The sequence below is a fragment of the Pseudomonadota bacterium genome, assembly GCA_026390555.1.
Lineage (GTDB): Bacteria > Bdellovibrionota_C > UBA2361 > UBA2361 > OMII01 > OMII01.
Genome location: JAPLFS010000024.1, coordinates 1 through 21156 on the forward strand (window position 1 = coordinate 1; position 21156 = coordinate 21156).

At 51.1% G+C, this 21156-nt stretch carries 22 protein-coding genes; 13 read left to right on the forward strand and 9 right to left on the reverse strand.

Features of this window, described 5'->3' with window-relative positions; genetic code table 11:
- Positions 1-32: 32 nt before the first annotated feature.
- Positions 33-1424, reverse strand: a complete 1392-nt coding sequence (locus NTV65_02355; protein MCX6114045.1) for a class II fumarate hydratase — start codon at positions 1422-1424, stop codon at positions 33-35.
- Between the two features lie 168 nt (positions 1425-1592).
- On the opposite strand from NTV65_02355, the gene NTV65_02360 reads away from it, so the two are divergent.
- From NTV65_02360 to recQ, 6 genes are all read left to right on the forward strand, one after another.
- Entirely contained in the window at positions 1593-2087 is a 495-nt protein-coding gene (locus tag NTV65_02360) for an OmpH family outer membrane protein (protein MCX6114046.1), read from the forward strand.
- A 260-nt stretch (positions 2088-2347) separates the two neighbouring features.
- Positions 2348-3124, forward strand: coding sequence for a type IV toxin-antitoxin system AbiEi family antitoxin domain-containing protein (locus NTV65_02365; GenBank protein ID MCX6114047.1), 777 nt, complete (start codon positions 2348-2350; stop codon positions 3122-3124).
- On the forward strand, positions 3121-4038 hold the full coding sequence (locus NTV65_02370; GenBank protein MCX6114048.1) for a nucleotidyl transferase AbiEii/AbiGii toxin family protein: 918 nt from the start codon (positions 3121-3123) through the stop codon (positions 4036-4038). The genes NTV65_02365 and NTV65_02370 overlap by 4 nt, the downstream gene beginning before the upstream one ends.
- 30 nt (positions 4039-4068) lie before the next feature.
- Entirely contained in the window at positions 4069-4545 is a 477-nt protein-coding gene (locus NTV65_02375) for a hypothetical protein (protein MCX6114049.1), read from the forward strand.
- A gap of 253 nt (positions 4546-4798) precedes the next feature.
- Positions 4799-5110 (forward strand): hypothetical protein, encoded by a 312-nt coding sequence (locus NTV65_02380; protein ID MCX6114050.1) that lies wholly within the window; start codon positions 4799-4801, stop codon positions 5108-5110.
- A 44-nt stretch (positions 5111-5154) separates the two neighbouring features.
- On the forward strand, positions 5155-6912 hold the full coding sequence (gene recQ / locus NTV65_02385; protein ID MCX6114051.1) for a DNA helicase RecQ: 1758 nt from the start codon (positions 5155-5157) through the stop codon (positions 6910-6912).
- Here the strand turns inward: recQ and rpiA are convergent.
- The 6 genes from rpiA to NTV65_02415 all read right to left on the reverse strand — a co-directional run bounded on the left by rpiA (position 6854) and on the right by NTV65_02415 (position 13003).
- A complete protein-coding gene (gene rpiA / locus NTV65_02390; protein ID MCX6114052.1) occupies positions 6854-7516 on the reverse strand; it encodes a ribose 5-phosphate isomerase A in 663 nt (220 codons plus the stop codon). The genes recQ and rpiA overlap by 59 nt on opposite strands.
- A 9-nt stretch (positions 7517-7525) precedes the next feature.
- Positions 7526-8830 (reverse strand): thioredoxin domain-containing protein, encoded by a 1305-nt coding sequence (locus NTV65_02395; protein MCX6114053.1) that lies wholly within the window; start codon positions 8828-8830, stop codon positions 7526-7528.
- Between the two features lie 30 nt (positions 8831-8860).
- Entirely contained in the window at positions 8861-9184 is a 324-nt protein-coding gene (locus tag NTV65_02400; protein ID MCX6114054.1) for a hypothetical protein, read from the reverse strand.
- Between the two features lie 4 nt (positions 9185-9188).
- Entirely contained in the window at positions 9189-9929 is a 741-nt protein-coding gene (locus NTV65_02405) for a hypothetical protein (protein ID MCX6114055.1), read from the reverse strand.
- A gap of 71 nt (positions 9930-10000) precedes the next feature.
- Positions 10001-11458, reverse strand: a complete 1458-nt coding sequence (locus tag NTV65_02410) for a pitrilysin family protein (protein MCX6114056.1) — start codon at positions 11456-11458, stop codon at positions 10001-10003.
- A gap of 15 nt (positions 11459-11473) precedes the next feature.
- The gene (locus tag NTV65_02415) at positions 11474-13003 is read right to left on the reverse strand and encodes a pitrilysin family protein (GenBank protein MCX6114057.1); all 1530 of its coding nucleotides are present in this window, start codon (positions 13001-13003) and stop codon (positions 11474-11476) included.
- Between the two features lie 330 nt (positions 13004-13333).
- On the opposite strand from NTV65_02415, the gene NTV65_02420 reads away from it, so the two are divergent.
- The 4 genes from NTV65_02420 (at position 13334) to NTV65_02435 (ending at position 15628) form a co-directional block, all read left to right on the forward strand.
- Positions 13334-13630: a type II toxin-antitoxin system RelE/ParE family toxin gene (locus NTV65_02420; protein MCX6114058.1), complete on the forward strand. Its 297-nt coding sequence runs from the start codon at positions 13334-13336 to the stop codon at positions 13628-13630.
- A gap of 17 nt (positions 13631-13647) precedes the next feature.
- Positions 13648-13932, forward strand: a complete 285-nt coding sequence (locus tag NTV65_02425; GenBank protein MCX6114059.1) for a HigA family addiction module antitoxin — start codon at positions 13648-13650, stop codon at positions 13930-13932.
- Positions 13933-14038: 106 nt separating this feature from the next.
- Positions 14039-14974 carry an ACP S-malonyltransferase gene (fabD, locus tag NTV65_02430; GenBank protein MCX6114060.1) on the forward strand — a complete coding sequence of 312 codons (936 nt, stop codon included), beginning with the start codon at positions 14039-14041 and terminating at the stop codon, positions 14972-14974.
- Positions 14975-15211: 237 nt separating this feature from the next.
- Positions 15212-15628 (forward strand): RNA-binding protein, encoded by a 417-nt coding sequence (locus tag NTV65_02435; GenBank protein MCX6114061.1) that lies wholly within the window; start codon positions 15212-15214, stop codon positions 15626-15628.
- A 101-nt stretch (positions 15629-15729) separates the two neighbouring features.
- On the opposite strand, the gene NTV65_02440 is transcribed toward NTV65_02435, so the two are convergent.
- Both NTV65_02440 and proS read right to left on the reverse strand, forming a co-directional pair.
- Positions 15730-16689, reverse strand: a complete 960-nt coding sequence (locus NTV65_02440; protein MCX6114062.1) for a rhodanese-like domain-containing protein — start codon at positions 16687-16689, stop codon at positions 15730-15732.
- Positions 16690-16698: 9 nt separating this feature from the next.
- Positions 16699-18219, reverse strand: a complete 1521-nt coding sequence (proS, locus tag NTV65_02445) for a proline--tRNA ligase (GenBank protein ID MCX6114063.1) — start codon at positions 18217-18219, stop codon at positions 16699-16701.
- Between the two features lie 208 nt (positions 18220-18427).
- Here proS and NTV65_02450 point away from each other — a divergent pair, with 208 nt between their 5' ends.
- The 3 genes from NTV65_02450 to NTV65_02460 form a co-directional block, all read left to right on the forward strand.
- The gene (locus tag NTV65_02450; GenBank protein ID MCX6114064.1) at positions 18428-18619 is read left to right on the forward strand and encodes a flagellar biosynthesis anti-sigma factor FlgM; all 192 of its coding nucleotides are present in this window, start codon (positions 18428-18430) and stop codon (positions 18617-18619) included.
- Between the two features lie 239 nt (positions 18620-18858).
- Positions 18859-20859: a KUP/HAK/KT family potassium transporter gene (locus tag NTV65_02455; protein ID MCX6114065.1), complete on the forward strand. Its 2001-nt coding sequence runs from the start codon at positions 18859-18861 to the stop codon at positions 20857-20859.
- 46 nt (positions 20860-20905) lie between these two features.
- Positions 20906-21156, forward strand: a 251-nt coding sequence (locus NTV65_02460) for a hypothetical protein (protein MCX6114066.1), incomplete at its 3' end; no start/stop codon positions are given.

The following is a 21156-nucleotide window of genomic DNA, read 5'->3' on the forward strand; positions in this document are numbered from 1 at the left end:
CTCAACTACCTTAGATCAGTGGGTTAGCCTCTCTACAGCCCCGGCTTAGTCATCGCCATAAGATCAAGTAGGCGCGCTAACTCCTCCTCCGGAAGAAGCTGCATCTCAAGCGCCACCTGCCGCACGCTCTTGTCCTCTTTCATGGCTCGCTTGGCGAGCTCTGCGGCCTTATCGTAACCGATCTTAGGCGCCAGCGAGGTAACCATCGCCAAGCTCTTCTCTGCTAACTCGCGGCAGCGTTGCTCGTTCGCAGTAATTCCAGAGACGCAGTTCTTATTAAAGTTAGCAGCTACACCTGCGAGCAGCTCAATCGACTCAAGTAAGTTATAAGCAAGGGCCGGCATCATAACGTTTAACTCGAAATTTCCGTGCTGGCCACAAACAGCCACCGTAGTATCGTTCCCCATTACATGCGCACACGCCATCATAACCGACTCGCACACGACCGGATTAACCTTGGCGGGCATAATGCTTGAACCAGGTTGGATCTCCGGTAGATAGATCTCTCCTACTGCGCAGCGTGGTCCTGAAGAGAGCCAGCGCACGTCGTTGGCTATCTTCATTAGAGACACGGCAACGGTACGGAGCTGTCCACTTACCTCGACAGCAGCGTCCTGCGTCGCTTGCGCCTCGAAATGATTATCGGTCTCTCTAAAATCAGAGCCGGTTAGCGCTGCAATCTTTGAGATCGCGATGCGCGCAAACTCGGGGTGCGTATTCAGTCCAGTTCCGACCGCTGTTCCACCAAGCGCTAGGCTTAAAAGCTGCTGGCCGGAGCGCTCAACGCGCTCAACGCCGTGTTTAATCTGGGAGGCATAGCCGCTAAACTCCTGCCCAAGGGTAATCGGTGTTGCGTCCTGAAGATGCGTGCGTCCAGTTTTAATGATCGTAGAAAACTCGCGCGCCTTTGCCTCAAAAACGGATTGCAGCCCCTTGAGCGCCGGCACAAGCCGCTCCTTAATGGCCTGATGCGCTGCGATATGAATCGCCGATGGAAATACATCGTTCGATGATTGGCAGTTATTTACATGATCATTTGCATGAATAAAGCCGCGCTCCCCCTTACCCTTTCCGAGGATCTCAAGGGCGCGGTTGGTGATAACCTCATTAGCGTTCATGTTGGTTGAGGTACCGGAACCGGTTTGAAAAACATCCACAACGAAGTGTCGATAAATGGTGCCGTCGATAACCTCCTTGCCCGCTTTAACGATGGCCTCACCCCGCTCGCTACCAAGCAATCCAAGCGCCATGTTAGCCTCTGCCGCCGCCACCTTGATAATACCGATAGCTGAGATAAAACCCTGAGATAGACGCAACGACGAGACCGGGAAATTAAGAACGGCCCGTTGCGTAGAAGCGCCCCATAGAGCGTCCTCCGGCACCTCCATCTCACCCATTGAGTCGCGTTCCTTTCGAGTTCCCATAACCTGCTGCCTTTAATAGATATGTGTGGGACCTCCTTGGATAGCCCCTCTTGAGCGAAAGATACCCCAAACATCCCCTAGTCGCAAAGGAGTTCAGATCACCTAGTGATTGCACACTCGCCCAAAGCCTACTATGCTTTGAGGGTCTTATTTTTTAGTGTGGCCTGTATGAAGATATCATCACTCCTGATCGCTTCCCTATGCTGTATCCCCCTCTATAGTCAAGCGCAGACTAAGATCGCAACGGTTGATGTCGCTCGCCTTATCAACGAGGTTCCGGATGCTGTTAACAAGAAGAAGGAGCTCGACGTAGCCTCCGAGCAGGCTAAGACCAAGATTGAAGCTAAGGGCAAGGAGCTCCAGGCTCTTAAGATAAAGCTTGAAACAGCCAATGTTCCCGCCGACTCAAAGGAGGCCGATAGCTTCCGCTCTCAGGCCCGTGACTTCGAGCGTATGCGTGCCGATGCAAAGGCGGATCTTGAAAAGCGGTTTCTTAAGGTCAATAAAGAGATTACCGATAAGGTCATGTCTAAGATCGAAACCTATGCCAAGGCAAACAGCTACGACCTAATTATAGACAAGAGCGATAAATACCGTGGCCCGATCCTGTTTGGTGCCCCCTCTGCCGACATTACTAACGAGATCATCAAGACCCTCAAGTAATTAAGGCTGCTAATTATCCTTACGTAAATACCCGTACCCTAAGCACCTCCACTTTCGGACACCTAGGGGGCTCTGTTGCAATGTCGATACCGCAGATCAGCTACTTGCGGAAAGTGAATTGATCTTCCTATCCTTAACTCTCTGATTTTACTGCTTTATAATAATCTTATATGTAATTTAGTATGAATTAGTATAGCTTAAGACAACAAATGTGTATCAAAATACGAGAGATATTGTAAAATTAAGCTATAATGTTAAGTATGGCTATACAAACAGGAAGCAAATTACAGAAACTTCTAGCCTCTTGGCCTAGCGGAGCTGTGTTCACAACGGCTGGCCTGAAAGAGCGTGGGTACAGCCATGTCCTTCTGAACCAGTACCGAACGTCCGGTTGGTTAGTATCGGTAGGGCGCGGCGCTTTGGCTCGCGCTGGAGATCAGGTTGACTGGAGGGGCGGTCTATATGCACTTCATGAACAACTAAAACTCGCTGTTCACCTAGGCGGAAAGAGTGCCCTTAACTATCAAGGCTCTTCTCACTTTCTAAATCTTGGGACCGAAACGGTCAGACTATTTGCTGCACCAGGAACTCGTCTCCCAAGGTGGTTCACGAGCCACGATTGGAAAGTAACGGTCACGGTGTTCGCAACCAATCTCTTTCCAGATGATATCGGCCTTACCTCTCAAAATGCGGGCGCGTTCTCGATCAAACTCTCGTCACGTGAACGCGCCATATTTGAGACACTCTATCTCGCTCCTCAGTCTCAAAGTCTTGAGGAAGTGAAACTCCTTATGGGTGGGCTCACAAATCTTCGTCCCCAAATGGTGCAGCACCTCCTTGAGAGCTGCACCTCTGTGAAGGTGAAGCGGTTGTTTATGTTGTTCGCTGAGGAGTTAAAGCTGCCTTGGGTAAAGAGATTAAATCTCGACAAGGTTGATTTCGGAACGGGGGCTCGCACGCTAGTTAAGGGTGGGAAAACGCATCCTAAGTACCTTCTCACTATACCAGCGGATCTGTTCGGCGGGGACAATCAATGACCGAAGAACGATATTTTCGCCAGGTTGCGCTCCTTCTTCAAATCCTTCCTATCGTCGGAGAGCAAGAGGTGTTCGCTCTAAAAGGCGGCACGGCGATCAATCTTTTTGTCCGAGATATGCCGAGACTGTCGGTCGATATTGATCTCACCTATATTCCGCTTGAGTCACGAGATGCTTCCATTAAAGGTATCAGCAGCGGGCTTACCGCAATCGCTGATAAAATCAAAAGTAGTATCACCGGCAACCGGATTCAGAAAGTGCCCGGCCCGATAAAAGGCACAGTAGGAAGTCTAGTTGTTAGCACGCCACAAGCGACTATAAAGATCGAGCCGAATCATGTACTGCGCGGCTCGGTATTTCCATGTGAAACGGGAATTCTTTGCTCCGCTGCGCAAGAACAATTCAGAGCGGATGTTCAGATCAAGATGCTCTCATTCGCCGACCTCTTCGGCGGGAAGCTCTGCGCCGCATTAGACCGACAACATCCCCGGGATCTTTTTGATAGCAAACTCTTACTTGAAAACGAGGGAATAACTCAAGAAGTTCGGCAGGCGTTCATCATCTACCTCGCAAGCCACAGTAGGCCGATACACGAGCTATTAGATCCTCACCATCTCGATATGCGTGCTGTCTTTGAAAGCGAATTTATTGGTATGAGTCGTACCTCCGTTTCATACGAAGAACTAGAACGAGCGCGAGAGGAGGCTGTACGTAAACTTCGCGCTGACCTTTCAAACAGTGAAAGGCAGTTTCTACTTTCAGTGAAAGAAGGAGCCCCAAAATGGAACCTCTTGGACCTTCCCGGAATTGAAAAACTTCCTGGAATCCAATGGAAAGTCCAAAATATCGGGCGCATGGACAAGGAGAAGCACTCGCAACAACTACAGAAGCTAAGAGAGTGTCTCTCTCTTTAGAAATAAGCTTGATAATTATGTGAGTACATAATGCCCTCCGAGAAGATGCGCTATATAAGAAGTAGAAGTGGCCCTTCGTCGCCGATCGAATTTGATAAATTGCAAGATCATCTTCGTTCCCTTGATTCGGCCCATTTGATCGAGATCCTTCAGGGTCGCGCCCAGCGAGACGAGATATTGAGAAGAGTTCTAACGCTCGCTGTTGCGATACGTTCTTCAGCAGGCGACTACGAAAAGGGCAAAGCAGCTATCAATTTCGGACTCTTTCTACCGAATTTCATCCGCTACAATGAAGGCGGTCACGGCCAAATTCTTGATGAAATCAAGAGCGCCATCCAGTTTCTCGCCGAGAACAACTATCGAGAGTGTGCTGTCCGCCTCGCTCAATACACAATAAAGCGTGCTGAAGAGCTATCAGAAAGATTCGAAGATGATTGGGACTGGCGGTCGTCCTTGGACCACTTGATTGGATATGCCGAAAAGTTGAAGGCTGCGAGCGAAGTCTAAGTTTCCACTTTCGTACGCGTTCAGGTATGCCCGAATTTCGGCTAATAAAATAGTTAGCAATATCAGGTATCTAAAACTTTAAGAATATGCCATAAAAATGACCTTCAAGTAATTAAGGCTGCTAATTATCCTTACGTAATACCAGTAACGCTAAGCACCACCACCCTACAAGATCATCGTATATTTATGGAGCCGCACTTCTAAAGGCTCGTGAATCATTATGTTTTGGGCGCTACGGCCGACCGTAGCTCTCATGCGCATAGCTTTACTATTCCTATCTGTAATACCCCTGCTCGTACAGGATGCCGCTGCGGTGAACCTCCCGACTAACGATCTATCCGCTGCCGTGCCATTTGATAGCGCCGTAGTTAAGCCTTCAATAGAGCCCCGCTCCTCTTTAGAGGGTAAACTTCTCTTGCCTGTCCCCTCCTTGTCACCTGAGATCGCGCCGGCACTCCCCCTAACTCTACAAACTGAGAAGGTCGGCCCCACAGCCGAGCTGGGAGTTGATGCGTGGTTCCCTGGGCGCGGCGCTATCGGAGTGCAGGTTAACGTTACTTGGTAACGCCCTCTGGACTCCTGCTGCTACCTCAGCCAAACTAACTCTGCATGACTCCACCCACCCCAGATCTCTTACTAACCAAGCTCAAGGAGCATTTCGGATTTTCCGAATTTCGCCCACTGCAACGCGAGATAATGGAGGAAACCCTGGCGGGCCGCGATGCCTTAGCGCTCCTACCAACGGGGGGTGGAAAGTCCCTCTGCTATCAGTTGCCAGCGCTGGTACGCCCCGGCCTGACTATCGTTATCTCTCCACTAATAGCACTTATGAAGGATCAGGTTGATGGATTGCTTGAAAACGGCGTCAGCGCGGCCTACCTAAATTCGTCGCTCTCTGAGAAGGACTCAAAGGAGACCTGGCGCCAACTCTACCGCGGCGCAATTAAGATCCTCTACCTCTCTCCGGAGCGGCTCCTGCTTGAGGGCATGTTTCAAACGCTCGCCTCACTGCAGCTCGAATTTGTTGCCGTTGATGAGGCGCACTGTATCTCCTCCTGGGGGCATGACTTTAGGCCTGAGTACCGGGCCCTGAAATCGCTCCGCGAGTATCTCCCGAAGGTTCCGATTTTAGCTCTGACCGCCTCAGCAACTGAGCGCGTTCGCACCGATATCCTTGAGATGTTGAGTATGCCGGATGCGCGTACATTTCTTGCGAGCTTTAATCGCCCGAATCTTTCGTACCGCATCATCCCACGCCTAGCAGCAATCAAGCAGATCTGTGAGGTGCTCGCAGATCATCCTGGCGAAAGCGGAATTATCTACTGCCTCAGTCGTGCGCGTACCGAGTCGGTTGCAGAAGATCTCCTTAAAAAGGGGATTAAAGCAGCCGCCTATCATGCCGGACTCTCGGCTGAGCAACGCAACCGTCGTCAGGAGCAGTTCGTTCAGGATGAGATCCAGGTCATGGTGGCAACGATAGCTTTCGGCATGGGGGTTGATAAACCCGATGTACGCTTTGTTATTCACCACGACCTACCTAAGAATATCGAAAGCTACTATCAGGAAACTGGTCGCGCCGGACGAGATGGGCTGCCGAGCGAGTGCGTGCTGCTCTATAGCTCAGGAGATGCTGCAAAGCTCAGAAATTTTATTGATCAGGCCTCGGACCAAACCGAGCGTGAGATCTCAGGGCGGCAACTAACAAGGTTACTGCAGTTTGCCGAGGGTTCGGAGTGTCGCAGGGTCTCGCTACTGCGCTACTTTAGTGAGGAGTATCGAAATAACGCAGGCGAGATCACTCTCTCTTGCGGAGCCTGTGACAACTGTCTGACGCCACGCGACGAGGTTGACGCTACAGAGGTAACACATAAGATCCTCTCGTGCGTGTTGCGTATCAACAAACAGAGCGGCTTTTCGGTCGGATTGGCGCACGTTGTTGATGTTTTAACCGGCGCTCAGAGCGAGAAGATAAAACGTTGGGGACACGATTCCCTCTCAACCTACGGCGTTGGCAAGGGCCGCGCTAAATCAGAGTGGCTCTATTATGGACGTGAGCTTGTTTCCTCTGGATTACTGCGCATTAACCATGAGCGCTTTAACGTAATCGAAGTTACAAACGAAGGTCTAACCAGATTAAAGAACAAAAACCCGGTCCTGCTGCGAGCGCCCCTCGTTAGCTCGGGCTTAAGCTCAGAGAAGAGAACGGAGCAGAGAAAGCGCCTGGGTGCTATCGAGTACGATACAGCCCTCTTTGAGAAGCTACGCTTTTGGCGTAGCGGTGTCGCAGATCCCCTCCTAAAGATAGCGCTTAAAGATATGTCAGCCCTGCTGTTCCAGCTACGATCACCTCAGAGGCGTATCCGATAAAGAGTCCACTATCAACTACCCCTACGCAGGCCTTGATCTCGCCCTCAAGGCTCTCATGAATCTGAGCAAAGGTAGCATCGATAATAATATTGCCCCGTTCGGTGATAATCGGTCCATGCTTACCGGAGCCAGATCTAACGCTCAATTCAGTTGCTCCCAGAACTTTAAGCCCCTGCTCTACCAGGATTCGGGCTTCAGGAATAACCTCTACAGGCACGGGGCATCCAACACCGAGCAGCGGAACCACCTTTGACTCATCCACTATAAGAACGAACTGCTTACACCGCTTGGCTAAGATCTTCTCCTGTAGGAGAGCGCCCCCCTTGCCCTTAATAGCCCAGCGCTGCTTGGTTACCTGATCTGCCCCATCGAACCCCCAGGCTAGGTATCCGTTAAAGCCTGAAGAAAGCACCGTTAGGCCAAGCTCTTGGCAGCGCCAAGCGCTCTGATAAGAGGTCGGAACAACGGAGAGCCTTAGCCCCTCCTGCTGCACCCTCTTGCCGATCGCGACTAAGGCGGCATCCACCGTTGAGCCGGTACCAACGCCGATTAGATCTCGGTCCTTGACTCTGCGTGCAATCTCTTGTGCGACTAGATCTTTCATTATTTCAGCCTAACGTTTTTCTCTAAGAATTGCATCGAATATCGCCTTTAGGGCTCCGATCGTAGGCCGCACAACAAGCCGTCCATTTACCCAGATCGAGGGGGTTGAGGCTAGTCCTAAGCGCTGCCCCTCACTAACATCTCCCTGAATTTTAGCGTGGTACCGTTTTGAAACGATACAGCCCCTAAGGCTTTCGCCGTCGAGCTCCAGTTCGCTTTCGCCCTTAGCTATCAGGGCCTCGCGTACCTCTGCTATCTCTCCGTCCTGCTCCAGTAGAGGGTCGGTGAAAAGAAGATCTATCGCCGCACCAAGTTTGCCCTGCTCCCCGGCGCACCGAGAGAAGTAAGCCGCTGTACATGCATGTAGATGCACGGTGCGTGGCATCACGGGATTGCACTCCCTATCGAGTGGATAGTTCTTCAGAACGAAGGTGTAAGAGCCGGCATAGCTTGTAAGGAGCTCATGCAGCGCTACGTATAACCTACGACACCCGAAGCACTCATAATCAGCGAACTCGACGATTGAGATCGGAGCCTGCGGGTTACCCTCGCGGTAGTCGGCGAAACGTCCACCATCATCAAGTACCTGCGGAGCCTCAAGGGGCCTCGCGCGCCAGGCGGCCACGGCCTCCTTGTCTAGAATTTCTGGGGCTGTCCCCTGCTCTATCCTAAGGTACTGCAGGAGCATATTCGGAAGTAATACGGAGAATACAGAGAGCCCAACCAACGCCAAGAATGAGCAGCGTGCAAAGGTAGCGGTAGCACCTTTCTTGGAGGAAGTAATACCTAGCGATCTCGTTAGAAAGAGCCGAACTCCCGAACAGCCCTTAGCGATCCCTTCTAGAAATCTGCCGCGCCAGGCACCCAGAGCTATAACTCCAAGCAGCAAAAAATTAATCAGATAGAGCGCTATGCAGATCAGACATAGTGCACCGATGATAAAGCTGGAGATTCCAAACAGCACAATAGATGCGCCCGTTGCTAAAACCCCTGCAATCAGAGCCACCCCCGCCGCCGCTTCAAACGATACCGCGCGCCCAGTCCCAGCAACCGTAAAAAGTGCAAAGAGCGTTAGGTAAAAGAAGATCCCGTAGGCGCCGATCGGAAGACCTAAGATCTTCGACCATGCGCTAGCATTTACTGCTTCGCAGTTGATGTAGGCATTGATGTTACAGAATGAGGGGCCCGTTGCGAGCCCATTGGCATAGATCAGGTGTTCAACCAATGCTACGCCAGAGATGAAAACCCCTGCCAAACTTAGCAGGAGCACTATCCACCTGACCTTACCCAGAGACCGAACATGCTGAACTTTCATTCTCAACTGCACCACAGGCCGTGTAGGGAGCTACTTTACGCCCAGAGCCTCGCCATCACCGAAAAGCAGGGGCGGCTTACGGAGGTGGAATCCAGCTTGAGATAGCTTGACCCAGATCTCTTGGAGGATCTCTTTACTCTGATTATCGAGTAGGTCATAGATGTCATCAAGGTTCATGACCTGCTGCATCGCTGCCATTGCAAAGATCGGAGCAGCCTGATCTTTTAATAGGCGATCTCTAACATCGGTAATAAACGCCCGCAGTTCGGCTTTATTGGTCAACTGTACGCTCTCTTTAGTATCCTTCATGGGCTCTCCACATTCCTTATTCTTGCTCTCTTTTTTTGTTTTCATACCATTACCGGTCTATAGTTATTATCTCAATTGCCTGATTATACCTGGTCGGATTGTCGTACGGATCTATTACAACCGGAGCATCGATCACTACCGCCCTGGTTTCAAGCCGCCTCGGCTCTACACCAGCCCTGACAAGCTGATTAACGAACTCACGCGATCGCTTTTCGCTTAGATGCTGCGCATACGGCGATTCAGGCGTTTTGCCCTTTGCGTAAGAAGCAATAATTAGTCTGGAGTATGGTAACCTAAACTCGTTCATACCTGCTAGCTGCTCGATTATACTAACCCCCGATGGGCACATACTAACAGAATCTCCTCGAAAGAAGATATCGGCAGGATAGATGTCGCGCGCGGGATGTAGCGCCGTGCGGCGCTTATAGTGCTCGGCTAGAACCGCCTGGGCAAAGATACGTTGCTTCTCAGCTTTGGTATCAGCAGATATCTGCTGCTGAGCATCCTCTGAGGCATCTTGCACGAAGCCGTTGATGGCGCCAACTACGGCTCCAAGTCCAGCACCTACCGCAACACCTGGCCCCGCTCCGGCACTAAGCTGCGCTCCTGTTACTGCTCCGGCACCAGCGCCCTGAAGTGTCCCAAACGCTGTGCTAGAAACAACCTTATCAGGACCATGCACCGGCGTAGAGGAGCATCCGACTATATATATACCCACTACTGAGAGGAGCGCGGCGCAGGGCAGCGCCGTCAGGGGCACTATTCTGCTTCGTTCTTTATCTAGAGGCATGCGAACCCTTAATGGATCGTAAGACGTTACCCTATTATGATTGTATCTGTAGGATAATGGGAGCGCTCTTATTACTGAATCACCGCGCTCTTAAAACCTAGTTTGCGCAGCTCAAACGAGCCGAGCGGACTCCCCTGCTCCTGCATGGCGCTAGATAACTTCGTAAAGGCGTTCTCGTTACCAACCACCACAATAACAAATTGCGAGGTGTCCCACCGGGTTTGCGCCACCTGCACTACCCCCTCTGGAGAGACCCCCTCAATCTTTGCCAGATAGCTCTGGTCGTAATCATTCGGATACTTGAGCAGCTCGAGGCGTGCCTTTCTTCCGGCGATATCCTGCGGTGAGTCGAAATTAAAAACATAGGAGTTTTGAATCGCTGCCATCTTCTCTGCTAGCTCTTTACTTGTAGGGGGGGCCTCTTGCATGGTTTTAAGAACTCCGATTGATTCGTTGATCGCTGCAAATACTGAGTCGGACTTAGTCTGCAAAAAGATATAGTTCACTCCGCGCACAACTCCGGGCGAGATCCCGCCGTAGATACCGTAGGAGAGTCCTAGCTCTGTACGAACGCGGTGCATCAAGCGCGAGCCGAATCCAGAGGCGCCGAAGATCTCGTTAAAGAGATCGATCTGCGGATAATCTGGGGTAAGGCGCGGCACGCCAAGCTGCCCCATCTGTACGGAGGCCTGCGCAAACGGCAGGGTGATAAAGTACACCCCGGGCTTTGGCTGATACTCTACAGGGGGTGGCGCTGACAATTGAGTTCCACGCGCACTCCAAGCACCTAGATGTTTTTCAACGAGGGCCGCCACCTGCTGCTGCTCGACCCGGCCTGTAACAACTAGGATAGCATCATCTGGTCGAACGAACCTCGCATGCAGCGCAACAAAGTCGGCGCGCGAAATTGCAGCCACATCGCGCTCCATAACGACCCGGCCGTACGGCGTGTCACCGTACAGTAGCTGCATAAAGGCTATAGAGGTGACCGTTGTGGGGTCCTCCTTGCGCCTACGAATTGATTCAAGCGACTGCCCCTTCCATAGTGCTAAACGATCTTCCTCAAAACGGGGACGCAGCGCAACATCAGCAAAGATTGGAAAGATGCGATCTATATCGCTTGAGAGCCCTGCGAAAGAGACCGCCCCGAACTCGCTCGACATAGAGCTAGAAACCGTCGCGGCCAACTTTTCAAGCTCCAGATCGAGCGCATCAGCTGAACGTGATCCGGCACCACCCTGGCGCATCTGATCGGCCATGGCTCCCGCGGCACCAGTCGGAAAATTTGTGGCCCATAGCGATCCGCCACGCACAAAGAGCTTGCCAGATACGATCGGAAGTTCGTCATCCTTTAAGTACAGAACTGTCAGTCCATTACTGAGCGTCCAACGCTGCGGCTGCGTCGGTTTAAAAGCAGCGACCTCATCCTCTAGCGACGGAACGGGGGGTGCGACGTATTCCTGCATCGAGGAGCACCCAAAGACACTCAGCAGTACAAGGATTAGAGCTGTATGCAGACCCTTACTCATATAAATTTCCTTTCTTTATCTGTTACGCTCAATCGTTGCGACCGTGCGTGCCTCTGGCACAAGGTACCGTGCTGCTACGCGCTTAATATCATCGAGCGTTACCCGGCTCATCTCATCGTACCAATTAACGGAGGCCCTCCAACTACCGAAAGCCAGCTCTGAGGTGGCAAAATCAAGTGCTAGCGCCTGACTTGACTGCAGGTGCCCGAGATAGCTCATGCCGATAGAACGCTTAGCGACCTGCAGCTGCTCTGCCGTAGCTCCCGTTGTGCGAAAGCGATTGATGACGGTATCAAAGGCGTTAATGACCTGATCGGTTGAGTGCGGAGCTTTGACCGAGGCGCTAAACATAAGCAGGTTCGGATATACCACCCCTGGTCCTTCATCGTTACTGATGCCGGCGGCTAGCTGTTTGCGCTTTACCAGTTCGGTATAAAGGGGCGAGATCTTGCTACCTGCAAGGATCTCCGCCATGACCGATATCGGCGCATCGTCCGGATCGGGATAATTTGGTTTGCGATAAGCTAGAATTACCTCGGGAGAGGCCGCCATCTTTAGCGATACATGCCGCTCGCCCTCTTGCGGAGCCTCGCTATCGATATCTCTAATAATAGTATCCGCTGTGGGCAACTCTCCGAAGTATTCCTCAATTACCTTGATATCCTGCTCCGGATTTATACGCCCTACAACGCTGATAACTATATTGGAGGGGATATAAAAGCGCCTGCGAAAGATATCGAGCTCGCTCGCAGTCAGAGAGCGAATGTCGTACTCGTACCCAATTACCGGCGCGCGGTAAGGGTGGCGCTGGTAGGCAACACCGAGCAGCAGCTCATAGAGCTTTCCACCTGGATCGTCCTCAAAACGCATGCGGCGCTCCTCAAGCACAACATCGCGCTCCTGATAAAACTGGCGCATAACTGGGCTAATCAGTCGATCTGCCTCCATCTTGCACCAAAAATCAAAGGCCGAGCGGGGCAGATCCACGAAGTACTTGGTAAATTCCTTATCAGTAGTGGCGTTCTGTCCGCTTGCTCCCTGTTGCTCATAGCGCTTAGTAAAATCATCTGAGATCCAGATCTCGCGCAGCTGCTCGTGGATAGCGTCCCACTCTATCTTCTGCTCAGGCGAGAGATCTTGCGCTGCTTTGGAGGCTGCAGATATCTGCTCTAGCCGATCGAGTAACCCCCGCTCCTGTGCATAGTCCTTCGTTCCTACGGTACGACTACCCTTAAACGCCATATGCTCAAAGAGGTGTGATATACCGGTCTCGCCGCTAACCTCATCACTCCCTCCAACACGCACGACAACTGCGCCGGAAAATACCGGAGCATCCCCACGATTATATAGGATGACCCGTATTCCATTTTTCAGGGTGTAGGTACGCACCTTTGAAACCATCTCGGCCAATGCGCTTGAGGAGTCACTTGATTGCGCGAAGGCCCCTTTGCAGGCCCCCTGAGAAACAAGTACATAACCTACAAGAGCACAGCTTAGAAAAACACAGCATCTTGCAACGTTAAACATCAAACCTATTATTCGCATGGCTCCAATTCCTTTTACCATCACCTGAGCACCTTTTTGCCTAGCATCGCCGGCTGCCCAAGGGGGTTTTCAAACACTACCGAGCGTACTGAAAAGAGGCAAGGTTTTTACCCTGCTCGTGGGTTCGTAAGGGGTAAGAGTTGAAGCGTCCGGCAAAGAAGGAATATCGTTACCTTAATGCTGCGATAAAGGTACCGCCCCCATAGCCGCACCAAGGTCAAGCTGAGTTAAATCAGAGGGTTAAGCACGCGGCATTTTTCGACTGCTTGGTTATGCATCGGTGTATTTTTATGATTGCTGTTATTACCACTATCCGGTATAATGGGTAGCATGGCAATTCAGAGCTTTAAAAACAAAGCGACAGAAGAGATTAACTATGGCATCTCCTCTAAACAGGCTAGAAAGCTCTTACCGCCTCAACTACACGCAAAGGCTCAGATCAAACTGGCTAGGGTAGGAGCGGCTACAAATCTACAGGACTTTCAAGAGCTTCGAGGTAATCATTTCGAAGCTCTTAGAGGAGATCGGAGGGGTCAATTCAGTATTAGGATTAACGACCAGTTTAGAATTTGTTTTAGATGGGACGGAAAGAACGCTTCAGAGGTTGAAATAGTAGATTATCATTAACGAAGGAGATCTCGATTATGAGTAAGAATTTGTTTCATGTTACCCCTGTTCATCCGGGAGCTGTCTTACGTGATGAGCTGGAAGAGATCGGCGCTAGCCAGTCAGCCCTTGCTGAGCACATCGGCGTTCTGCCTAAGACAATAAATGAGATCTGCAGGGAGAAAAGGGGCATAAGCGCCGAGATGGCGCTGAAGCTATCTCAGGCTCTCGGAGCCACCCCATATTTTTGGCTGAATCTTCAAAACAACTGGGAACTAAGCCAACTACCAAACTCTAGGAAAATTCGCCTAATAGCAGCATAATATTGCTAAGAGCGGAGAGTTCTGACTTACACTTGATTCGATTGTTATCCGCTTGACATCACCCCCCACTCCCTAGAATTATCGGGCCAACAAACAAAGGTGATGTATGTCCAAAATATTTGCGCTCTTTCCAGGTCAGGGTTCCCAAAAGGTAGGTATGGGCAAGGAGCTCTATGAGGCCCTGCCCCTGGCGCGTGAGCTCTTTGCACAGGCCGACCAGGCGCTCGGATTCCCCCTATCCAAGCTCTGCTTTGAAGGGCCGGCCGATCAGCTCACCTTAACCGAGAACGCTCAGCCAGCTATCCTAACCGTCAGCACTATCTGCTTTAGGCTCGCCCAACAACAGCCCCTGGCCGCCTCTCAAGAGATCGTAGCCGCCGCCGGACATTCACTCGGTGAATACTCAGCACTGGTAGCTGCAGAAGCGCTCACATTTGAGGACGCCGTTAAACTCGTTAATAAGCGTGGGCGCTATATGCAGGAGGCCGTTCCCGTAGGCACAGGCAAGATGGTAGCGGTACTCGGCAAGGAGGTTAGTGAGATCGAGGCGGCACTTGCGGGCTCAGGCACAGAGGTTGCCCAGATCGCTAACATTAACGCTCCGGGCCAAATAGTTGTTGCTGGCTCAGCTACCGGCGTGCAGCTCTTCATTGAACGTCTTGGTGCGGCCAAGGTTATTGAACTGCCGGTCAGTGCGCCCTTTCACTGCTCCCTGATGAAGCCTGCAGAAAATAAGCTGCGTGTTGATCTAGCTCAAACTACGATTAAGAAACCAAAGTTCCCTGTGTTTCAAAATTTCACTGCAACACCAAGCGATGATCCAGATACGATTCGTGAGAACCTAGCACTACAGGTTTGTGGTCGTGTGCGCTGGGTTGAGTGTGTAGAGAACGTACTCGCTAACAAATTTCCAGATGCTGTCTGGGAATACGGCGCAGGAAATATCCTGACCGGATTAGTAAAACGGATTAATGCCGCCGTTGTCAGGGTTAATATCGACTCGCCTCAAGCTATTTCCGCACTAGGCGGCAAGGCTGCTTAGTCCTACTTTCCGCAAACAGTCCAATGATTACAGCATGATAAAGCCCGCTTTAGGGACTCTTTGACTTTCGAGCACTCTCTTTGATACACTAGCCTAAGCCTTCTGCTCTAGCGAAAAAAACAGGCCCTGTCTTTTTACAGTCCCCGTTCTCTTCTTAGTAGTACTTAGGATCAGTTCCGACCATACGGTCGGGATGTAGTTGTGTTGTAGTAAGTAACTTTAATTAGGGGACTTGTAATGAAGCTCTTTATTGGAAATATCGCTTACGCATCTTCAGAGGAATCTCTGAATGCGTTTTTTGAAGAATTCGGACCACTACGGTCTGTTAAGATCGCTACCGATCGTGAGACCGGAAGGTCACGTGGTTTCGGTTTCATCGAGATCGATGACGATGCTCAGGCTCGTGCAGCTATGGAGGCTCGTAACGGAGCTACCCTAGACGGCAAGCAGCTCGTTGTTAACGAGGCTCGCCCTCGTGAGGATCGCCCACGTTCAGATCGCGGCGGAAGCGGCGGTGGATACGGCGGCGGCGGCGGCGGTGGTGGCGGATACGGCGGCGGTGGCGGTGGACGCTCATCCGGCGGCGGCGGACGCTCACGTGGCGGCAGCGGCGGCGGCGGTGGTGGATATTCAGGTGGTGGCGGACGGTACTAAACCGTTTGTCCTAAAGACTGAAAAAGATGGGGCGGGGATCCGAAAGGACCCCGCCCTTTCTTTTTGTAGTATGCTTTATGCCGACTTAATTGCTGGCAGCTCTATGGGGCCTTGCTGCTTTTAACCTTAGCATGATACGCGCAGTTCTTTGAGCAGGTGTTGCGCTCGCTCTGCGGCATGCAACGGTGACAGATAATCGCCCCCTCACCGCAATTAACACAAGAGAGCGACTCCTGGCCCGGATTACCGCAATGTGGACAGAGCTTATAGAGCTTTGATGGTTGGAGCTTATTATCTACCGCAACGCGGTGATCAAACACGAAGCACTCCCCCTTAAAGAACCCCTCCGGATACTCCTCTAGGTAGCGCAGTATTCCGCCCTGTAACTGATAAACATTCTCGTATCCTAGCCGCTGTACATCAGGTACAGCCTTCTCACACCGAATACCTCCGGTACAATACATAAGGAGCTTCTTATGCTTAGGTAGCCCATCACGCTCAACGAACTCTTTAAATTCACTAAACTTCTTAATCTTTGGGTCTAACGCCCCCTCGAATACTCCGATCTCTGTCTCATAGTCGTTACGGGTATCAACCACAACAACATCTGGATCAGACTCCATCATCTGATGCCACTCACTAGGAGTCAGATGAGTACCCTGCGGGACCTGCGAGACCTGCGAGGTCTGCGAGGTCTGCGGGACCTGCGAGGTCTGCGGTGTCTGCAAGCCCTGCGCAGAGAGTAGTGGGTCCTTAGTTGTTATAATCTCCGCACGAAGATCGACCTTAAAACGGGCAAACGGCAACTTATCGGCCTGGGAGTCTTTAAACTGAAGCTCCGGATCGGAAACTAACTCACACACCAGAGCCTTTAGGTCGCGGATAACACCAGGCTCTCCAGCAACGGTTGCGTTTAGCCCCTCGCCCCCTAAAACAATCAAGCCCCTTAGACCACGCGCCTTAGCGAAGCCCTCAAGCGCCTCCTTAACCGTTTGCACCTGCTCAGTAGTGAACGCGACGAACTTATAAAATGCCGCTATCGATACCCCTTGTGCGCTCATGCGTTCGCCCTAGTACGCCTTGGCAAAGATGGCGTCCTGCGTAGCGGGCCTACCAGAGATAATACAATGCCCCTGTGTGCCGCTCTGCTTAAGGGGCAAACAACGCACCGTTACCTTAAGCTCTGCTAAAGCATCGAGCGCATCCTGGCCCCCTGCCCATTTGCCTAAAACAAATCCGCCGTGAATCTCAGGCTTACTCTGATCCTTAGCGGTAAAGAAAGCACGGAACTCCTCAAGAGAGGAAATATCGCGCCGTGTGTGCTCCTCTTGAAACGCTCGCGCCTGCTCTAAATAATTACGCTGCATATCGCTTAAGATCGCAGAGAGTGATTCGGCAACCTCCTGCGCTGCCATAAAGGCCTTATCACGAACCCCCTTATCACGTCGGTAAAGAACGCACTGCCTTGCCTCTATATCTCGTGGTCCAACCTCAAGACGAACCGGAATACCTTTCTTGATCCACTCCCAACTCTTATCACCCCCACGAATATCTCGTCGATCAACGACCACCTCTATCGGTCGCCCATCAAAGCTCTGACCTCGAAGCTCAAGTGCGACCGACTCGGCATACTCAAGCACTGCGGCTTCGCTCTCTGGCTTCGGAATAATCGGAATGATTACAACGTGCTTCGGAGCGATGCGTGGTGGTAGCCGCAATCCATTATCATCGGAATGGGTCATAATCACCCCACCAATTAACCTCGTAGAAACGCCCCATGAGGTAGTATATGCATGCTCAATAGCGCCCTCACGATTGAGGAACTTAATCTCGGAAGCCTTGGCAAAGTTTTGCCCAAGAAAGTGCGAGGTGCCCGCTTGTAGCGCCCTGCGATCCTGCATCATCGCTTCGATACAGTAGGTATCAACCGCCCCGGGAAAGCGCTCCTCTGGGATCTTCTCGCCCATAATTACCGGCATCGCCAAGACCTCCTCCGCCAGTATGCGATAAACCTCCAACATCTTGAAGGTCTCCTCAACCGCTTCCTGCGACGATGCGTGTGCAGTATGGCCCTCCTGCCACAGAAACTCCGAGGTCCTTAGAAAGAGGCGCGTTCTCATCTCCCACCGAACTACGTTGGCCCACTGATTAATAAGGAGCGGTAGATCGCGATACGATTGAATCCAACGCGAAAATGACTCGCCGATAATCGTCTCTGAGGTCGGTCGAATAACCAACGGCTCATCAAGCTCCCCCGCCGGAACTAATTTGCCATCTTTGAGCTCTAGTCGGTGGTGCGTTACAACCGCACACTCCTTGGCAAATCCATCAACGTGCGCAGCCTCTTTTTCAAGAAAACTGAGCGGAATAAAAAGTGGAAAATATGCATTGCTGTGCCCAGTCTCCTTGATCATCGCATCTAGATGTCTCTGGATCCCCTCCCATACTCCGTAACCCCAGGGCTTAATTACCATGCAACCACGAACTACTGAATTTTCAGCAAGGTCAGCCGCTTTTACAACCTGTTGGTACCACTCTGGGTAATCCTGCTCACGTCGGGGTGTTATCGCAGTGCTCTCTTTCGTGTTCATTAAGCTCTCACTATCTTGGCTACAAATTAATCTCCGAGAATGTACCACTCGCCCTAACGTTAAGTAAACTAACCCCTGCGTCGCCTATAATGAATGATTTCAGCTCTATAGTGGGGCATTTAACCTCCCTCTTAAGCAGCAAACCATCAAGTTTTCTCAAAAACTGTCGTTACTATCTATAGTGAGTTGAAGTAGGGAGAATCTCTATATGAACGACAACGATAGCAATCAACAGAAAACACCCCGCAGAAGAGGTATTACCTCAATCACCCTGCAGTGGGTCGCAGAGAAGTTCCGCCGTGCGCAACGCATCAAAGATGCCCTCGCTCGTGGAACCTATGAGGTGGATTCCAACAAGGTCGCCAAAGCGATGCTTGATAGCGAGAAGGATCCGCATTAGCCACCCGTCATCCTAGCACTATGGCACCTACCCATGGCACCTACCCCTGTGCCCAATAGTAGCGAAGCGACTAACCACTGTTTTATTTATCTCCGATTAAACCACCCCAGTTGCATCAAACTCGGTTATACAGCCTTAAATGCGGCAGAAAACGCCCCCTATAAGGGGCTCTGCGTATTTTTCTGAACTGGTAAGTGCCACTCTCACCATCTAATTAGTTGAGTACATTTGGTATAGTCATGTCCGACTCAAATCATATACACAGGCTTTCGCCTGGCGGCTTACTTATAGCCCTTGGAATCATCTACGGAGATATCGGGACCTCCCCGCTCTACGTGTTGAAAGCTGTGGCCGGTGTGCGTCCCCTAACAGAGGAGGTCGTGCTCGGTGCGCTCTCCTGCATCTTCTGGACCCTCACGTTACTGACTACGATTAAATACGTGCTGCTGACCCTGCGCGCAGATAATAGAGGTGAGGGCGGAATCTTTGCGCTCTATGCGCTCGTGCGTAAGAACTCCCGCTGGCTACTGATCCCAGCTATAATCGGGGGAAGCGCCCTACTTGCAGATGGTATCATTACACCACCGATCTCTGTTTCATCAGCCATAGAGGGTCTGCGTAAGATATATCCTAATATAGAGACCGTTCCGATCGTGCTCGTAATTCTTACAGTACTCTTCTCGGTGCAGCATTTTGGAACTCGGCTAGTTGGAAACTCCTTCGGTCCGATCATGATCGGATGGTTCTCTATGTTAGCCATCTTGGGACTATACTGGATCATCCCGAACCCCTCCGTTCTAAGGGCAATCAATCCGGTCTATGCCCTTAATATGCTCTTTGTGATGCACGATGGATTTTGGATCCTGGGCGCCGTATTTCTCTGTACAACTGGAGCAGAGGCGCTCTACTCAGACCTCGGGCACTGTGGCCGAAAGAATATTCAGGTCTCCTGGATCTTCGTAAAAACCGCCCTAATCCTCAATTATATGGGACAGGGTGCCTGGCTTTTAAGCCGCCAAGGCGCTGCACTAAACGATCAGAACCCCTTCTTTGAGATCATGCCCACTTGGTTCCTTATACCCGGTATAGCGATCTCAACCCTCGCCACTATTATCGCAAGTCAGGCCCTAATCAGCGGCTCCTTTACACTAGCCACAGAGACGATGCGTCTCTCGATACTTCCAAAAGCAAAGATAGTATACCCGACGAACCTGAAGGGGCAGACCTATGTACCCCTCGTAAACTTCCTACTCTTTATCGGTTGCGTCGTAGTAGTACTCTACTTCCGCGAGTCTTCAAACATGGAAGCGGCGTACGGATTAGCCATCACTTTAACTATGTTGATGACGACTATCCTGTTTTCAAACTACCTGTTGCGCAGACGTGTCCCGCGCTCAATCGTCGCAGTGTACTTAGCGCTTTATCTATCAATCGAGGGGGGCTTTCTCTTCGCAAACCTCCTTAAATTCCACCACGGTGGTTGGTTTACGCTACTAATCGCCAGCGGCATCGCCGCCATCATGTACGTCTGGAATACCGGCTCGCGCCTAAAGATGGCCTATACCGACACCGAATCGTTGCCGCAGCATCTGCCAGCCCTTGAATCGCTAAGTCGCGATCAAAGCGTGCCGAAATATGCCACACATCTAATCTACATGACCGGAGCTCCCTTTCCGAAGCTAATTGAAACGAAGATCGTCTACTCCCTATTTCATCTCCATCCGAAACGGGCCGATGTATACTGGTTTATCCATGTAAACGTACTAGACGTTCCGTATACAAGGGAATATGAGGTAACAACCCTCATTCCCAAAAAGGTTTTTCGCATCGACTTTAACCTTGGATTTCGTGTTGAGCCGCGCATCAACTTATTCTTCCGCAAAGTGGTTGAGGAAATGGCGCTGCGCAAGGAGGTCGATCTTATGAGCCGCTATGAATCGTTGCGTAACAACAATATCCCAGGTGATTTTCGCTTCGTTGTGCTGCACAAGGAGCTCTCTAACGAAAGTGAGCTTCCATGGCTCGATCAAATCGCAATTGAGGGGCACTTCTTACTCAAGCATATCAGCATCTCAGAGGAGAGAAGCTTCGGTCTTGATACCTCCTCGGTTACGAAAGAGCTCGTTCCACTCGTACTCTCACCTGCTAAGGACGTTGAACTAAGACGTATCGAACATGATCAGCAACATCTTAGCATGCCGATGCAAAGCTATTCTAAAAATCCGGTTCCTCACCAATAAGTGTGGGTGGGAAGCTACTGGATGATGGCATAACTATGCGCGGCAGTTGGAAGAAAAGCCGGTCGAAGAATGTAAGATAATGGATGCTGAATCCCTGCGCTGGAACGTGAACCGCTTCCCGTTACCTGCTCCCGTTCCGGTAGCAGAAACTTATTTCGAAAAGAACCGATTAATAGAAGATATGTTTTGTCATGAAAAGCTCGAAGTCTATCAAAAGTCGGTTGAATTACTGAATAGGTTATTAGTGTTATTCGCCTCCTCCCAAAAGGAAATAGCGATATTGTCAACCAGTTGCGC

What these genes read in the sequence shown, in the direction of transcription:
- NTV65_02355 (MCX6114045.1), bottom strand. Translation starts at nt 1,424, where the DNA reads ATGGGAACTCGAAAGGAACGCGACTCAATGGGTGAGATGGAGGTGCCG.
- NTV65_02360 (MCX6114046.1), top strand. Translation starts at nt 1,593, where the DNA reads ATGAAGATATCATCACTCCTGATCGCTTCCCTATGCTGTATCCCCCTC.
- NTV65_02365 (MCX6114047.1), top strand. Translation starts at nt 2,348, where the DNA reads ATGGCTATACAAACAGGAAGCAAATTACAGAAACTTCTAGCCTCTTGG.
- NTV65_02370 (MCX6114048.1), top strand. Translation starts at nt 3,121, where the DNA reads ATGACCGAAGAACGATATTTTCGCCAGGTTGCGCTCCTTCTTCAAATC.
- NTV65_02375 (MCX6114049.1), top strand. Translation starts at nt 4,069, where the DNA reads ATGCCCTCCGAGAAGATGCGCTATATAAGAAGTAGAAGTGGCCCTTCG.
- NTV65_02380 (MCX6114050.1), top strand. Translation starts at nt 4,799, where the DNA reads ATGCGCATAGCTTTACTATTCCTATCTGTAATACCCCTGCTCGTACAG.
- recQ (MCX6114051.1), top strand. Translation starts at nt 5,155, where the DNA reads ATGACTCCACCCACCCCAGATCTCTTACTAACCAAGCTCAAGGAGCAT.
- rpiA (MCX6114052.1), bottom strand. Translation starts at nt 7,516, where the DNA reads ATGAAAGATCTAGTCGCACAAGAGATTGCACGCAGAGTCAAGGACCGA.
- NTV65_02395 (MCX6114053.1), bottom strand. Translation starts at nt 8,830, where the DNA reads ATGAAAGTTCAGCATGTTCGGTCTCTGGGTAAGGTCAGGTGGATAGTG.
- NTV65_02400 (MCX6114054.1), bottom strand. Translation starts at nt 9,184, where the DNA reads ATGAAAACAAAAAAAGAGAGCAAGAATAAGGAATGTGGAGAGCCCATG.
- NTV65_02405 (MCX6114055.1), bottom strand. Translation starts at nt 9,929, where the DNA reads ATGCCTCTAGATAAAGAACGAAGCAGAATAGTGCCCCTGACGGCGCTG.
- NTV65_02410 (MCX6114056.1), bottom strand. Translation starts at nt 11,458, where the DNA reads ATGAGTAAGGGTCTGCATACAGCTCTAATCCTTGTACTGCTGAGTGTC.
- NTV65_02415 (MCX6114057.1), bottom strand. Translation starts at nt 13,003, where the DNA reads ATGCGAATAATAGGTTTGATGTTTAACGTTGCAAGATGCTGTGTTTTT.
- NTV65_02420 (MCX6114058.1), top strand. Translation starts at nt 13,334, where the DNA reads ATGGCAATTCAGAGCTTTAAAAACAAAGCGACAGAAGAGATTAACTAT.
- NTV65_02425 (MCX6114059.1), top strand. Translation starts at nt 13,648, where the DNA reads ATGAGTAAGAATTTGTTTCATGTTACCCCTGTTCATCCGGGAGCTGTC.
- fabD (MCX6114060.1), top strand. Translation starts at nt 14,039, where the DNA reads ATGTCCAAAATATTTGCGCTCTTTCCAGGTCAGGGTTCCCAAAAGGTA.
- NTV65_02435 (MCX6114061.1), top strand. Translation starts at nt 15,212, where the DNA reads ATGAAGCTCTTTATTGGAAATATCGCTTACGCATCTTCAGAGGAATCT.
- NTV65_02440 (MCX6114062.1), bottom strand. Translation starts at nt 16,689, where the DNA reads ATGAGCGCACAAGGGGTATCGATAGCGGCATTTTATAAGTTCGTCGCG.
- proS (MCX6114063.1), bottom strand. Translation starts at nt 18,219, where the DNA reads ATGAACACGAAAGAGAGCACTGCGATAACACCCCGACGTGAGCAGGAT.
- NTV65_02450 (MCX6114064.1), top strand. Translation starts at nt 18,428, where the DNA reads ATGAACGACAACGATAGCAATCAACAGAAAACACCCCGCAGAAGAGGT.
- NTV65_02455 (MCX6114065.1), top strand. Translation starts at nt 18,859, where the DNA reads ATGTCCGACTCAAATCATATACACAGGCTTTCGCCTGGCGGCTTACTT.